15 protein-coding genes and 1 tRNA gene are annotated in these 14,628 nt (G+C 70.3%); 15 read left to right on the top strand and 1 reads right to left on the bottom strand.

The window, feature by feature from the left end:
• The first annotated feature begins 27 nt into the window (after positions 1-27).
• The 14 genes from ACKI2N_RS22715 (at position 28) to ACKI2N_RS22650 (ending at position 11,486) form a co-directional block, all read left to right on the top strand.
• Positions 28-123: transfer RNA gene (locus tag ACKI2N_RS22715), tRNA-Sec, on the top strand.
• Between the two features lie 248 nt (positions 124-371).
• Positions 372-617, top strand: a complete 246-nt coding sequence (locus tag ACKI2N_RS22710; protein ID WP_420993008.1) for a hypothetical protein — start codon at positions 372-374, stop codon at positions 615-617.
• A gap of 239 nt (positions 618-856) precedes the next feature.
• Complete coding sequence (locus tag ACKI2N_RS22705) at positions 857-1,537, top strand: DUF6088 family protein (protein WP_420993007.1); 681 nt, start codon at positions 857-859, stop codon at positions 1,535-1,537.
• A 4-nt stretch (positions 1,538-1,541) separates the two neighbouring features.
• Positions 1,542-2,618, top strand: a complete 1,077-nt coding sequence (locus tag ACKI2N_RS22700; protein ID WP_420993006.1) for a nucleotidyl transferase AbiEii/AbiGii toxin family protein — start codon at positions 1,542-1,544, stop codon at positions 2,616-2,618.
• 176 nt (positions 2,619-2,794) lie between these two features.
• Positions 2,795-3,925 carry a transglutaminase-like domain-containing protein gene (locus ACKI2N_RS22695; RefSeq protein WP_420993005.1) on the top strand — a complete coding sequence of 377 codons (1,131 nt, stop codon included), beginning with the start codon at positions 2,795-2,797 and terminating at the stop codon, positions 3,923-3,925.
• 8 nt (positions 3,926-3,933) lie between these two features.
• Positions 3,934-5,004, top strand: a complete 1,071-nt coding sequence (gene selD / locus ACKI2N_RS22690; RefSeq protein ID WP_420993004.1) for a selenide, water dikinase SelD — start codon at positions 3,934-3,936, stop codon at positions 5,002-5,004.
• Positions 5,005-5,173: 169 nt separating this feature from the next.
• Positions 5,174-5,944 (top strand): MetQ/NlpA family ABC transporter substrate-binding protein, encoded by a 771-nt coding sequence (locus ACKI2N_RS22685; protein WP_420993186.1) that lies wholly within the window; start codon positions 5,174-5,176, stop codon positions 5,942-5,944.
• 96 nt (positions 5,945-6,040) lie between these two features.
• Positions 6,041-7,435: a selenium-binding protein SBP56-related protein gene (locus tag ACKI2N_RS22680; RefSeq protein WP_420993003.1), complete on the top strand. Its 1,395-nt coding sequence runs from the start codon at positions 6,041-6,043 to the stop codon at positions 7,433-7,435.
• 9 nt (positions 7,436-7,444) lie between these two features.
• Complete coding sequence (locus tag ACKI2N_RS22675) at positions 7,445-8,119, top strand: hypothetical protein (protein WP_420993002.1); 675 nt, start codon at positions 7,445-7,447, stop codon at positions 8,117-8,119.
• A 61-nt stretch (positions 8,120-8,180) separates the two neighbouring features.
• Positions 8,181-8,522 (top strand): FKBP-type peptidyl-prolyl cis-trans isomerase, encoded by a 342-nt coding sequence (locus ACKI2N_RS22670; RefSeq protein WP_420993001.1) that lies wholly within the window; start codon positions 8,181-8,183, stop codon positions 8,520-8,522.
• Positions 8,523-8,644: 122 nt separating this feature from the next.
• Positions 8,645-10,342, top strand: a complete 1,698-nt coding sequence (locus ACKI2N_RS22665) for an FAD-dependent oxidoreductase (protein WP_420993000.1) — start codon at positions 8,645-8,647, stop codon at positions 10,340-10,342.
• Positions 10,339-10,704: a 4Fe-4S dicluster domain-containing protein gene (locus ACKI2N_RS22660; protein ID WP_420992999.1), complete on the top strand. Its 366-nt coding sequence runs from the start codon at positions 10,339-10,341 to the stop codon at positions 10,702-10,704. Before ACKI2N_RS22665 ends, ACKI2N_RS22660 begins: the two co-directional genes overlap by 4 nt.
• Positions 10,701-10,853 (top strand): hypothetical protein, encoded by a 153-nt coding sequence (locus tag ACKI2N_RS22655; RefSeq protein WP_420992998.1) that lies wholly within the window; start codon positions 10,701-10,703, stop codon positions 10,851-10,853. The genes ACKI2N_RS22660 and ACKI2N_RS22655 overlap by 4 nt, the downstream gene beginning before the upstream one ends.
• Positions 10,854-11,063: 210 nt before the next feature.
• On the top strand, positions 11,064-11,486 hold the full coding sequence (locus ACKI2N_RS22650; protein WP_420992997.1) for a hypothetical protein: 423 nt from the start codon (positions 11,064-11,066) through the stop codon (positions 11,484-11,486).
• A gap of 77 nt (positions 11,487-11,563) precedes the next feature.
• Here ACKI2N_RS22650 and ACKI2N_RS22645 read toward each other — a convergent pair whose 3' ends face one another.
• Positions 11,564-12,511, bottom strand: coding sequence for a LysR family transcriptional regulator (locus tag ACKI2N_RS22645; protein ID WP_420992996.1), 948 nt, complete (start codon positions 12,509-12,511; stop codon positions 11,564-11,566).
• A gap of 171 nt (positions 12,512-12,682) precedes the next feature.
• On the opposite strand from ACKI2N_RS22645, the gene ACKI2N_RS22640 reads away from it, so the two are divergent.
• The gene (locus tag ACKI2N_RS22640) at positions 12,683-14,512 is read left to right on the top strand and encodes a gamma-glutamyltransferase family protein (protein ID WP_420992995.1); all 1,830 of its coding nucleotides are present in this window, start codon (positions 12,683-12,685) and stop codon (positions 14,510-14,512) included.
• Positions 14,513-14,628: the final 116 nt, after the last annotated feature.

Here is a 14,628-nt window from a genome sequence, read left to right as displayed (position 1 = left end):
CGTGGCCTGAAGTCTGTAGTCCGAGAAGGAAGGCATGCGTATCCGGTGATGCGGCCGGGCTTCAAACCCGGTTGGGGGCGTCAGCCGTTCCCAGGTAGGTTCGACTCCTGCTGCTTTCCGCCAAGAGGTTTCCGAGGCTCTGTCGGCATCGCAACAAGCGAAGACTGGAAGGCGTATGTGTTCTTCCGCCCGTCTCCCACCGGAGCCTCGCCCGGCCGACCGCCCGCCGGGACACTACCCGGACCACTGTATATCCACACAGTAGACTCAACTATACGCACTCGACCCGGGACGGCTCATACACTGTATATTCGTACAGTACCCAAACCGCTGCATCACCCACCGCAGCCACCATCCGGAGAGTCGCCGCCATGTCCAATACCCGCGCCATCAAGTACATCGTCGTGCCATACCGCCAGGGCAAGGGCGACGCGCTCCAGCCCGGCGAGATCCGCCAGGCCTCCAGCGAGGTCGGCGCCATCCGCATCGCCAACGCGATGGCATCGAGCTTCGCCGGAGTCGCTGCCTACGAAGTGCTGGTCGACGAGGAAACGGGCGAGATGGGATCCCCTCGCATTCTGGTGCAGGAGGGGAGCATTCCGGCTCTCGGGGAGTGAGGCAGGAAGCGGCACGCGGGCGCGAGCGCCGCTTCTCACTCGCTGTCGGCGCGGCCGCACTCTCGCCAGGCAAACAGACATAGCAGCGGGCGCGGCATGACTGATCTTCCCCCAGATGCGGATGGCTTGGCCGAGTGCCGAATGCTCAACTCACCTGTCCGAAATTTGACATTATTTTTCGGACAAATGCCTTGTTTGGCATCTGAAAAAGATATACAAATATCGGACAAGGAGCTCACATGTCCGCCCTCAAGTCCAGAATCTCCGCATCGATCGATTCCGCCGCGCGCGGCCAGGTCTGGGTGCCATCCGATTTCGCCGGTCTCGGCAACCGTGACGCAATCGACAAGGCTTTGCAGCGCATGGTCGCGGCAGGAGAGTTGCGGCGCATCGAGCGGGGACTTTACGACCGGCCCACGACGAACCGGCTGACAAAAAAACCCAGCACACCGGACTATCGTGCCGTGATAGCGGCAATTGCCCGCCGCGATCAGTTGCGTGTATTGGTGGACGGCCTGACGGCGGCCAACGATCTGGGGCTGACCGACGCCGTACCCGCCCGCGTCATCGTCCATACGGATGCGCGACGCCGTGGTATCCGGCTTGGCAATCTGGACGTCCAGTTCAAGCACACTGCGCCAAGCCGGCTCTACTGGGCCGGACGCCCGGCCATGCGCGTGGTGCAGGCCCTTCACTGGCTGAAGGACATGCTGGCTTCCGACCGCGACCGCATCCTCGACCGGTTGCGGGATATCCTCGCCGGCCCGGCAAATGGCGACGAGATTCGCGAGGATCTGGCAAAAGGACTGGGAATGATGCCCGCCTGGATGCAGGAGTTTGTCCGGGATTTGCTCCGCACCGACATGCCACCGGCGCAGAGGAAGCCGGCACCAGGCCCTTTGGCAAACGCAGGAGAGTGAAGAGTTGAACGAGGCTTACCAGGAAATCCTGACGGCTTCCGATGCCGACCGGCGCGACCTGTTCCTGCGCACCGCCACGCGCCTGGGCACGGCGGTCCAGAATGTCGAAAAGGATTTCTGGGTCTGCTGGACCTTGGATGCGCTGTTCAACGGACTGCCCAATGGCGGTCCGAGATTGCTGTTCAAAGGCGGGACCTCCCTGTCCAAGGCGTTCGGCCTGATTACCCGGTTTTCGGAGGACATCGACGTCACGGTCTTCCGCGACGATCTTGGCCAGCAGGCGGATGCCGCCGAACTGGAGACGCTGAGCGCCAGGAAACGCCGGGAGCGGCTCAATGCGATCAAGGAAGCTTGCCAGGCATATATCACCGGCTCCCTGGCGGCGCAATTGAGCGAGTGCGCGCTCGCCGCGATCGGCGAAGGGCGTTTCCGGCTCGAGCCAGACCCGGGCGATGCGGATCGCCAGAGTCTGCTTTTCTGGTATCCCGCTGTCACATCGGACACGGGAGATTACGTCCGCTCGGCCATCAAGATCGAATCGGGCGCCAAGTCGGCCCTCGATCCGCATATCCTTGCCGGCGTCATGCCATACGTTGCCGCCGACGTGCCAGGCCTGGATCTGGCCGTGCCTGACATCACCACGGTGGAGGCGAAACGCACGTTCTGGGACAAGGTCATGATCATTCATGGACTGCGACAGTGGCATGACCGCCGCGCCGAACTCCGGCATGGGGGCCAGCGGGTTTCCCGCCACTACTACGACTTGCACCAGCTCTTGCGGATTGCCACCGCTGAAGGCTGGCTCGGCGATCACTCGCTTGCGGCGGACTGCGCGCGACACGCGCGGCTCTTTTTTGGCAGCGCAGACCTGGGACTCGACACCGCGCAGCCAGGCGCTTTTACCCTGGTTCCGAGCGCGGCCATGCGCGATACGCTTGCCAGGGACTACGCGGCAATGGCTGGCATGGTCTTCGGCGACGCGCCGGAGTTCGACATGGTGCTCGAAGCCACCGACCGCCTCGAGCAGGCTGTCAACGTGATCACCTCGCAAGGGCAAGTGGCCGGCTCACGCCGCGATTGACTGCGCCCGCGCGTCGGTTCTCCTCCCTACCCTACCGCTACCCCTCTGCCGTGCCGCAGCATGCCTGCACGGCACTTTTTGCTCCCCACTTGCGCCCCGGCCGCCTACTATGCATTGGTCAGGCTGACGGCCGGACAGCCCCACTTCGTCCTGGCCACCGAATCGGAGGAATGCAAATGGACCGTCGCTCTTTCCTGAAAGCGGGCGCCGCCGCGCCCGTCCTTGCGGGAGCCGCCGGGATTCCCGGCCTGGCCCGCGCCGGCGCGCAGGGCGCCGAGGCGTTGCCGACCGCCGAGGGCTGGCGTGTCTACGAAGTCACCACGGCGGTGACGCTGCCTCCCACCGCGGCGCCGGCCAGCGTATGGGTGCCGATCACCGCCGGGCGGATCGGCGACTACCAGCGCACGCTGTCCACGACCTGGGCCGCGCCCGGGGCACGGGCCGAGGATGCCCGCGCGCCCGGCTACGACGTGCGCATGCTGGCGCTGAGCTGGCCTGCCGCGGGCGCGGCCGAAGGCCAGCCCTTGCATGCCACGCTGACCAACGTGGTGGCGCTGCGCGACCGCAAGGCCGACCTGGGCCAGCCGCCGTCGTCACGCGGGCCGCGCGAATCGGCCGAGACCTTGCGCGAATACCTGCGGCCCACGCAACTGCTGCCCACCGACGGCATCGTCGAGGCCACCGCGCAGCAGATCACCGCCGGCGCGCCGGACGACATGACGCGCGCCCGCGCGCTCTATGAATGGGTGGTCGACCATACCTGCCGCGAGGCCAGCGTGCGCGGCTGCGGCGTGGGCGACGTGGCGGCCATGCTGCGCACCGGCGGCATCATGAACGGCAAGTGCGCCGACATCAACGCGCTGTTCGTGGCGCTGGCGCGCGCCTCGGGCATCCCGGCGCGCGACGCCTACGGCGTGCGCGTGGACAATTCGGCATATGGCTTCAAGGCGATGGGCAAGGCCGGCGACATTTCCAAGGCGCAGCACTGCCGGGCCGAGTTCTACAATGCCGGCTACGGCTGGGTGCCGGTGGACCCGGCCGACGTGCGCAAGGTCGCGCTCGAAGAAGTGCCCGGCGGGCTGCCGATGACGCACTGGAAAGTGCGCTCGGCGCGCGCCATGCTGTTCGGCGCCTGGGAGATGAACTGGGTGGCCTACAACCACGGCCACGACGTGGCGCTGCCCGGCAGCAAGGCGGCGCCGGTGCCGTTCCTGATGTACCCGAACGGCGAAACCGTCGCCGGCACGCTGGACAGCGTCGATCCCGACGCGTTCGGCTACCGTATCACCTCGCGCCGCGTCGCATAGGGAGACTCATGACGGCAAACACGATGGCCGGCCGGCCGGCTGGAGAGTCGATCAAGCTGACGGCCTTTTCCCACGGCGGCGGGTGCGGCTGCAAGATCGCACCCGGCGTGCTCTCCGAGATCCTCAAGAACACGCGCGGCTTCCCGGCCCCGCCGGCGCTGATGGTGGGCATCGAGACCAGCGACGACGCCGCCGTCTACAAGCTCAACGACACCCAGGCGCTGGTCGCCACCACGGACTTCTTCATGCCGGTGGTGGACGACCCCTACGACTTCGGCCGCATCGCCGCGGCCAACGCCATCTCCGACGTCTACGCCATGGGCGGCACGCCGATCATGGCGCTCGCGCTGGTGGGCATGCCGGTGGACAAGCTGCCGCCGGAGGTCATCGGCACCATCCTGGCCGGCGGCGAGGCGGTCTGCGCGCAGGCGGGCATTCCCGTCGCGGGCGGCCACACCATCGATTCGGTCGAGCCGATCTACGGGCTGGTGGTGATGGGACTGGTGCATCCCGACCACGTCAAGCGCAATTGCGCCGCGCGGCCCGGCGACGTGCTGATCCTCGGCAAGCCGCTTGGCGTGGGCATCATGTCGGCCGCCATCAAGAAGGACAAGCTGGACGCCGACGGCTACCGCGAACTGATCGCCAGCACTACGCGGCTCAATACGCCGGGCCGCCTGCTGGCCGGCCTGCCGGGCGTGCACGCGCTCACCGACGTGACCGGCTTCGGCCTGCTCGGGCACCTGCTGGAAGTCTGCCGCGGCAGCGGCGTGGGCGCGCGCCTGGCAATGGACCGCATCCCGCTGCTGCCCGGCGTGGCGGCGCTGGCCGCCGCGGGTGCGGTCACCGGCGCGTCGGGGCGCAACTGGGCCAGCTACGGCGGCGAGGTCACGCTGACGGCGGGCATCGCGCCGGCGCAGAAAGCCCTGCTGACCGATCCCCAGACCAGCGGCGGCCTGCTGGTGGCCTGCGAGCCGGCCGCGGTGGAGGACGTGCTCGCCGTGTTCCGCGGCGAAGGCTTCGATCATGCCGCGGTGATCGGCGAGACCACGGCGGGGCCGGCGCGCGTCACGGTCTGAACGGCGTCGGCCGCAACGACCGAGCAAGCTATTGCCCCCTCCCGTTCTAAGCTAAGACGAAACCATCAGTTCGCGCGGCGTCGTGCCGTTCCTATACTTGGCGGCCACGCAACAGCCTGGGAACGGGACAATGAAACGATGGCACGCGGCCGCGCTGGCGGCGCTGGCGATGGCATTCGGCGCCGGCGCGGCGCAGGTGCAGGCGCAGGAAAAGACGAAGATCAAGGTCGGCGTCTCGGTCGGCAACGCCGAGCAGACCTTCGAGGTGGTGCGCAAGGTCGCCGCGCGCGACGGCCTGGACATCCAGGTCGTCACCTTCAGCGACTACCTCCAGCCCAACGAGGCGCTCGCCGCCGGCGACCTGGACGCCAACGCCTTCCAGCACAAGCCGTTCCTGGACAGCCAGATCAAGGCGCGCGGCTACAAGATCGTGCCGGTGGGCCTGACGCTGACCGCGCCGCTGGGCATCTACTCCAGGACCTACAAGTCGGTCGCGCAACTGCCGCAGGGCGCGCGCATCGGCATCCAGAACGATCCGTCCAACGGCAACCGCGCGCTGCTGCTGTTGCAGAAGGCGGGGCTGATCAAGCTCAAGCCGGGCGTGGGCGAGAACGGCGTCAACGCCACCCCGCTCGACGTGGTGGAGAACCCGAAGAGGCTCAAGCTGATCGAACTGGACGCCGCGCAACTGCCGCGCGCGCTCGACGACCTCGCCGCCGCCTCGATCAACAACGACTATGCGTACCGCGCCGGCCTGTCCTTGCAGCGCGACACCATCGCGGTGGAAGATGCGCGCGGCCCTTATGCCAACCTGATCGCCACGCGCGCCGAGGACAAGGACAAGCCGTGGGTGAAGAAGCTGGTGAAGGCTTACCAGTCCGAGGAAGTGCGCAAGTTCATCGAAACCGAGTTCAAGGGTTCGCTGATCCCGGCCTTCTGAGCGGCGCCGGCGCGCGGCCCGCGGGCGCCGGCCGATCCCGCCGATGTGTCCTATAGTACAAAGCCGATCCCAAGCGGCGGTACGAGGAGGCACATCATGGCAACCTGGAAGCCCGACCCGAGCTTTTACCCGTCGCCGCGGCTGGCGGCCAAGGCGCCGCCGGAATCACTGGCCTACGTGGCGATGTTCGATCCCACGCGCAGCCAGCCCGACGGCATCGCCGTAGTGGACACGGACCCGGCCTCGCCGTCCTACGCCACCATCGTCGGCCAGGTGGCCATGCCGCACGCCGGCGACGAGCTGCACCACTTCGGCTGGAACGCCTGTTCCTCCTGCCTGTGCCCCAACGCGCCGCACCCGCACATGGAGCGGCGCTACCTGGTGGTGCCGGGCCTGCGCTCCTCGCGCGTCTACATCCTCGATACCAGGCCCGATCCGCTGCACCCCGTCATCGTCAAGATGATCGAGCCGGGCGAGCTGGCCGAGCGCACCGGCTATTCGCGCCCGCACACCGTGCACTGCGGTCCCGCCGGCATCTACATCACGGCGCTCGGCAACGGCGAGGGCAAGGGGCCGGGCGGCATCATGCTGCTCGATCAGGAAAGCTTCGCGCCGCTCGGGCAATGGGAAGTGGAGCGCGGCCCGCAGCATTTCGCCTATGACGGCTGGTGGCATCTCGGCTACGACACGCTGGTGACCAGCGAATGGGGCACGCCGGACATGATCGAGGACGGCCTGGTGCCGGAGATCCTGCTCGGCTCCCGCTACGGCCGGCGCCTGCATTTCTGGGACCTCAACAAGCGCCGTCACCTGCAGGAAATCGACTTCGGCGAAGAGCACCAGTTGGTGTTCGAGCTGCGCCCCGCGCACGATCCGACCAAGGCGTACGGTTTCGTCAATTGCGTGATCAGCCTCAAGGACCTGTCCTCGTCGATCTGGACCTGGTACCGCGACGGCGACAAATGGGCCGTGCGCAAGATCATCGAGATCCCGGCCGAGCCCGCCGACCCGGACCTGCTGCCGCCCATCCTCAAGGGCTTCAAGGCGGTGCCGCCGCTGGTGAGCGACATCGACCTGTCGATGGACGACCGCTTCCTCTATGTGTCGTGCTGGGGCACCGGCGACCTGCTGCAGTACGACGTCTCCGACCCGTTCGCGCCCAAGCAGACCGGCCGCGTGCGCATCGGCGGCATCGTCTCGCGCGCCACGCATCCGGGCGCCGGCGGCGCCGCGCTCAACGGCGGCCCGCAGATGGTGGAAGTGAGCCGCGACGGCCGCCGCGTCTATTTCACCAACTCCCTGTACGGCGCCGTGGACGCGCAGTTCTACCCGGAAGGCATCGACGGCTGGATGGTCAAGCTCGATGCCGCGCCCGAGGGCGGCATCGCCTTCGACCCGCGCTTCTTCCTGCGCTGGCCGGCCGGCCACCGGCCGCACCAGGTGCGGCTGCAGGGCGGCGACTGCTCGTCCGACTCGTACTGCTATCCGTAGCGGCGCGCCATGCCCGCTGCCGCGCCGGACCCCCATCTCGCCACGCAATGGGCGGCGCTGTGGCCGCTCTGGTGGCCGTGGCTGGCCGTGGCCGCGCTCGGCCTGTTCCACGGCGTCAACCCGGCCATGGGCTGGCTGTTCGCGGTCGCGCTCGGGCTGCACCGCGGCCGGCGCAAGGTGGTGCTGCTGGCGCTGCTGCCGATCGCGCTGGGCCATGCGCTGGCGGTCGCGCTGGTGCTGGCCGCCACGCTCACGCTGGGCAGCCTGCTGGACCCGGCCTGGATGGCGCGCGCCGGCGGCGCGGCGCTGATCGGCTGGGCCGCGTGGCACGCGCTGCGCGGCCACCGCCACCGCCCGCGCGTGGGCATGCAGGCCGGCATGGCGGGGCTGGCGCTGTGGTCCTTCCTGATGGCCGGCGCGCACGGCGCCGGGCTGATGCTGGTGCCGGTGATGCTGCCGCTGTGCGGCGCCGCCGCGCCCGCCGGCGGCGCGCTGCTGCCGGCGCTGCTGGCGCTGGGCCTGCACACGCTGGCCATGCTGCTGGCCATCGGCACCGTGGCGCTGCTGGTGTACGACCGCCTCGGCGTGGCCTTCCTGCGCACCGGCTGGATCAACCTGGACCGCGTGTGGACAGTGGCGCTGCTGGCCTGCGGCGCATTGCTGCTATTCGCGGCCGGCCGCTGAGCGGGTACCATCTCGCACCGCACGCCAGTCAGGCGGGAACAAGCATCGGCGAGAACAAGGCATGAGCACCGAACTGAAGATCGAAGACATCGAACCCGGCACCGGCAAGGCGGTCGTCAAGGGCGCCCTCATCACCACCGAGTACACCGGCTACCTCGAAGACGGCACCCGCTTCGACTCCTCGCGCGAGCGCGGCAAGCCGTTCCAGTGCGTGATCGGCACCGGACGCGTCATCAAGGGCTGGGACCTCGGCCTGATGGGCATGAAGACCGGCGGCAAGCGCCGGCTGTTCGTCCCCGCGCACCTCGCCTACGGCGAGCGGCAGGTGGGCGAGCACATCAAGCCGGGGTCGAACCTGGTGTTCGAGATCGAACTGCTGGAGGTGCTGACGCGCGACGACTGAGCGCGCGCGGCGGCCCCGCCCGCGGCGCCGACCGTATAAGGTTTTCACCAATCCTTCGTTGTGCGCGCGGCGCGCCGTGGCTACTGTCATCCGATACGCCACAGCCCCGGAGGAACCGCCGCATGCCATCCCGCCAGCGCGCACCGCGCGCCGAACCCGACCCGCCGGACACCGCCTCGCCAGACACCGCCTCGCTGGACGCCGACGTGCTGGTCATCGGCGGCGGCCCCGCCGGCACCTGGGCGGCCGTCGCCGCTGCCGAGCGCGGCGCGCGCGTGGTGCTGGCCGACAAGGGCTATTGCGGCGCCTCGGGCGCCACCGCGGCGGCCGGCACGGCGATCTGGCACGTCGCGCCCGATCCCGCCGCGCGCGCCGCGGCCAAGGCCAGCCGCTACACGCTGGGCGGCGAGCTCGCGGAGCCCGCCTGGATGGACCGTGTGCTGGACCGCACCCACGCCGGGCTGGAGCGGCTGGCCGAATGGGGCTACCCGTTCCCGCGCGACGAGAACGGGCAAAGCCAGCGCATCTCGCTGCAGGGGCCCGAATACATGCGGCTGATGCGCCGGCGCGTGAAGGCCGCGGGCGGGCGCATCCTGGACCACAGCCCCGCGCTGGAACTGCTGGTGGACGACGGCGGCAGGGTGCGCGGCGCGCGCGGCCTGCACCGCCAGCCGCGCGCCGGCCAGGCAGCGCAATGGCGCGTGCGCGCCGGCGCGGTGGTGATCGCCACCGGCGGCTGCGCCTTCCTCAGCCGCGCGCTGGGCTGCAACGTGCTGACCGGCGAAGGCCACCTGATGGCCGCCGAGGCCGGCGCCGAGCTGTCGGGCATGGAGTTCTCCAACGCCTACGGGCTCGGCCCCGCGTTCGCCTCGGTCACCAAGTCGCTGTTCTACCAGTGGGCCACCTTCTACGACGCGCAGGGCCAGGTGCTGGAAGGCGCGGGCTCCGCGCACGGCCGCGGCGTGATCGCGCGCGCCCTGCAGACGCAGGCCGTTCACGCGCGCCTGGACCGCGCCGACGCCAGGGTGCGCGCCTGGATGCGCAGCGCGCAGCCGAATTTCTTCCTGCCGTTCGACCGGCTCGGCATCGATCCCTTCACGCAGCGCTTCCCGGTCACGCTGCGCCTGGAAGGCACCGTGCGCGGCACCGGCGGCCTGCGCATCGCCGACGCGCAATGCGCCACCGGCGTGCCCGGCCTGTACGCGGCCGGCGACGCCGCCACGCGCGAGCTGATCTGCGGCGGCTTCACCGGCGGCGGCAGCCACAACGCGGCATGGGCGATGTCGTCCGGCTGGTGGTCCGGCGAAGGCGCGGCGGCCTTCGCGCAAGACGCGGGCGCGCCCGGCGGGGAAGACCTGCGCGGCGCCGGCGGCGGCCTCGACGACGGCGCGCCGGCCGCGCCCGATCCGCAGGCGCTGGTCGGCGCCGTGCAGGCCGAGGTCTTTCCCTACGCGCGCAACTGGTTCCGCGACGGCGACGGGCTCACCGCGTCGCTCGCGCGCCTCGACACGCTCTGGCAGCGGTGGAGCCGCTACGCGCCGCCGCGCGACAGCGCGCTGGCGCTGCGCGCGCGCGAAGCCACCGCCATGCTGGCCACCGCGCGCTGGATGTACCGCAGCGCGCTGGCGCGCACGGAAACGCGCGGCATGCACCGGCGCACCGACCATCCCGGACTCGATGCCGGCCAGCGCTACCGCCTGGTCAGCGGCGGCCTGGACGAAGTGTGGACCGCGCGCGAAGCCGTGCGCGACGAGATACATGATGCGGTGTCCGCCGCGCCGCAGGACGGGCCGAAGCCCGCGTGGCGAGCCGCGGCATGATCGAACTGCTCAACGGCGCGCGCTGCACGGGCTGCAATATCTGCGTGCGCGTCTGCCCCACCAACGTGTTCGCCATCGTGCCCGGCAAGATGCCGGCGATCGCGCGGCAGCAGGACTGCCAGACCTGCTTCATGTGCGAGCTGTATTGCCCCGAGGACGCGCTCTACGTGGCGCCCCTGGCGGATGCCTGCCAGCCGCCCGACCATGCCGCGTCGGAGCCGCCGCGCCACGCCGGCAGCTACCGCTCGGCGGTGGGCTGGGGCAAGGGGCGCGCCCCGACCGCCGCGCAGGACGGCAGCCACGCGCTGCTCGCCCTGGCGCGCCCGGCGCCGCGCGCCGGCGACAAGCGCGGCGCGCCATGAAAGACCTGCTCGACTGGATCACCGCCATCGCCGCCGTGGTGCTGGTCTACGCGGCCCTGCGGCATCCGCTCTACCCGCCCCGCGGCGGCAAGGAAAAGGCAACGGCGGAAAAGGACGGCGCGGACGACGCGGACGACGCCGGGCGCTGAGGCCCGCGCCGCGCCGATTTCCGCCGGAAACCGATATTCAAAAATTCTGAACGATAAATCCGGATAAGCACAGTCTCAGGCTTTGGCGGCTCTTCTATAGTTCGTCACATGGACGGCACGCAAACAAGCAACAACGCAGCAGCGACGTCCTGGCAGATGCAGACGAACAATCAACGAAATTCAACGAATTTTCAGATACTGGAGCCCATCATGACCAAGACCTTCGCCCTCAAGCTCGCTTCCACCCTCGTGCTCTCGCTCGCCGCCATCGGCGCCGCACAGGCAGCCTCCACCCAGGACCTCCAGGCTGGCGACAAGTACGGCTACAACTTCCGCACCGGTGTCCCGGCCGACAAGTACGGCTACGACTTCCGCACGCACGACGCCTTCACCGACGGCGCCCGCAGCGGCAAGGCCGATCCGTTCACCGAAGGCGCCCGCATCGCCGGCCTCGACCGCGCCGGCGTCTCGGCCACGCCGGCCCGCAGCTTCGACCCGTACACCGAAGGCGCCCGCGCCGGCAAGGCCGATCCGTACACCGACGGCGCCCGCATCGCCGGCCTCGACCGCAGCGGCGTCTCGGCCGCCCCGGCCCGCGGCTTCGACCCGTACACCGAAGGCGCCAACGCCTGATGCGGACCACCCTCCGCTTCCACCGCGCCCGCGGCGCCGGCTGATCCCGGCGCCGTTTTTGTTTTGGCGGGCCGGATTCACTCCCGCTGCGGGACGGCCAGCTGCAGCGCGCGCACCAGCGCCAGCAGCGGCTCGCTCTGCCCCGTGCGGCGCAGCCACATCGCGCCGACCGCCGGCAGGTCCCAGGTCAGCGTGTGCGGCAGCACCGCGGCGCTGCCGGTGGCGGCCAGCTCGGCCGCCACCCCGCGCGGCACGATGGTGATGGCGCGCGGCTGGGTGCGCAGCAGCGTGGCGATGGTCTTGATCGAGTAGGTCTCCACCATCGGCGTGGGCGGCACCGCGCCGGCGGTGGCGAACAGCGTGTTGATGGTGCGCCGGATCGGCGTATGCCCGGGCGGCAGGATCCAGTCCAGCGCGGCCAGGCGCTGCCAGTCCAGCTTGCCGCGCGCCAAGCGCGCCGCGGCCGCCGGCGGCACCACCAGCGCCGGCTCTTCCCGGTACAGCGGCGCCTGCACGATATCGTCGCCGGGCGCATAGAAAGAGCGCGCGATCACGCAATCGAGCTCGTGCGCGCGCAGCGCCGCCACCAGTTCGTCCGTGGTGCCCTCGCGCACCAGCACCGCCGCGCGCGGCTGCTGCCGCAGGCCATGCGAGCAGACCGCATCCAGCACCACCGGCGCCACGTAGGGAATCACGCCGATGCGCAGCCGCCCGTGCAGGCCGGCGCCGATCACCGCCAGCTCGCGGCCCAGCGCCTCGGTGTCGGCCATCGCCAGGCGCGCGTGGACCAGCACCGCCGCGCCCGTGTCGGTGGGCTCCAGCCCGCGCCGCGAGCGCACGAACAGCGGCACCATGAAGATCTCCTCGATCTCGCGCAGCGCCTTGGTCACGGCGGGCTGGGACAGGTCCATCGCGGCGGCCACGCGCGAGACCGAGCGCTGCCGGTCCAGCGCCAGCAGCAGCGCGAGGTGCTTGAGCCGCAGGCGGGAGATCAGGTTGTGCTGGAGCTTGTCGGCGGATGGCATGGCGTGGTGGTGTGGTGTAGCCCGGTACGTTGTGCAGGATAAGTCGTTCGCAAGGCGTGCGTTCTATAACCAAACGTTCATACAACAATAATTATTCGGCTGCAAACGGTTATTCCGGACTCTTATACTGGCGCTCAGCCCATCCCAACACTGATCGCCCACGGAGTCCCCATGTTCACCACCCGCCCGGAAATCGTCGGTACCTTCGGCGTGGTCTCGTCCACCCACTGGCTGGCCTCGCAGACCGCCATGAGCGTGCTGGAGCGCGGCGGCAACGCCTTCGACGCGGCGGTGGCGGGCGGCTTCGTGCTGCAGGTGGTGGAGCCGCACCTGAACGGCCCCGGCGGCGAGGTGCCGATCCTGCTGTGGAGCGAGCGCGAGCGCGCGGTGCGCTCGATCTGCGGGCAGGGCCCGGCGCCGGCGCTGGCGGACCCGGCCGCGCTGCGCGCCATGGGGCTGGACCTGGTGCCCGGCATCGGCCTGCTGCCAGCCACGGTGCCGGGCGCCTTCGGCGCCTGGCTCGCCATGCTGCGCGACTACGGCACCTGGACGCTGGCCGACGTGCTGGCGCCGGCCATCGGCTATGCGCGCGACGGCTTCCCGCTGGTGCCGCGCATCTCGCAGGCCATCCTGGCGGTGCGCGAACTGTTCCAGCAGGAGTGGCACAGCTCGGCCGAGGTGTGGCTGCCCGGCGGCCGCGTGCCGCGCCCCGGCAGCCTGCACGCCACCCCCGGCGTGGCGCGCACCTACACCCGCATCCTGGAAACGGCCGCGGCCGCCGGCGGCACGCGCGAGCAGCAGATCGACGCGGCCATGGCGTGCTGGTACCGCGGCTTCGTGGCCCGGGAGATCGACGAATTCTGCCGCACGCAGGCGGTGCGCGACACCACCGGCGAGCGCCACAAGGGCCTGCTGCGCGCGGACGACATGGCCGGCTGGACGCCGGCCGTGGAAGCCCCGGCCACGCTCGACTTCGGCCGCTACACGGTGGCCAAGTGCGGCATCTGGAGCCAGGGCCCGGCCTTCCTGCAGCAGCTCGGCATGCTGCGGCACGCCGACCTGGCGGCCCACGCGCCGACCTCGGCGGAGTTCGTGCACCGCATCGCGGAGGCGGCCAAGCTCGCCATGGCCGACCGCCTGGCCTGGTACGGCGACCCGCGCTTCGGCGACGCGCCGCTGCCCGGCCTGCTCGAAGCCGGCTACCTGGCCGCGCGCGCGCAACTGATCGGCCAGCAGGCCTCGCTCGAGATCCGCGCCGGCACGGTGGACGGCCGCGCCCCGCGCCTGCCCGACCTGGGCGCGGCCGAGCGCACCCTGCGCGATGCCGACGTGCGCTTCGGCGTGGGCGAGCCCACCTTCGCGGCGATGCCGCCGGTGACGGAGTGGGCCGAGCGCGAGATCTTCGTCGGCGATACCTGCCATATCGACGTAATCGACCGCCACGGCAACATGGTCGCGGCCACGCCGTCGGGCGGATGGCTGTCTTCCAGCCCGGTGATCCCGGCGCTCGGCTTCGCGCTCAACACGCGCCTGCAGATGACCTGGCTGGAGCCGGGCCTGCCCAACACGCTGGCGCCCGGCAAGCGCCCCTGCACCACGCTGTCGCCCTCGCTGGCGCTGCGCGACGGCGAGCCGTACATGGTGTTCGGCACGCCGGGCGGCGACCAGCAGGACCAGTGGTCGGTGGCCTTCTTCCTGCGCCACGCCGTGCACGGCATGAACCTGCAGGAAGCCATCGACGCGCCGGCCTGGCATATCGACCATTTCCCCGGCTCCTTCTGGCCGCGCTCGGTGGTGCTCAACCGCCTGAGCGTGGAGTCGCGCCTGCCCGAAGAGACCATCGCCGGACTGCGCGCGCGCGGCCACGAAGTGAAGGTGGGCGAGCCGTGGTCGGAAGGCCGCATGTCCGCCTGCACGCGCGAGCGCGACGCGCAGGGGCGGCTGGTGCTGCGCGCCGGCGCCAACGCGCGCGGCATGCAGGGCTACGCGGTCGGGCGCTAGGCAAGGACAAGAAAACAGGACAAGGAGACAAAAGCCGGCGCGCAGCCGCCGCCGGACCACATGAATCAAGGCGGGCCGCCCCGTGCCGCCCGCATCGCCATCGGAGAGTTGAAGAC

The organism is Cupriavidus sp. 30B13, from assembly GCF_049059565.2.
Taxonomy (GTDB): domain Bacteria; phylum Pseudomonadota; class Gammaproteobacteria; order Burkholderiales; family Burkholderiaceae; genus Cupriavidus.
The sequence above is the reverse complement of the archived record's forward strand: the minus strand, read 5'-3'. Positions and strand labels throughout refer to the sequence as shown.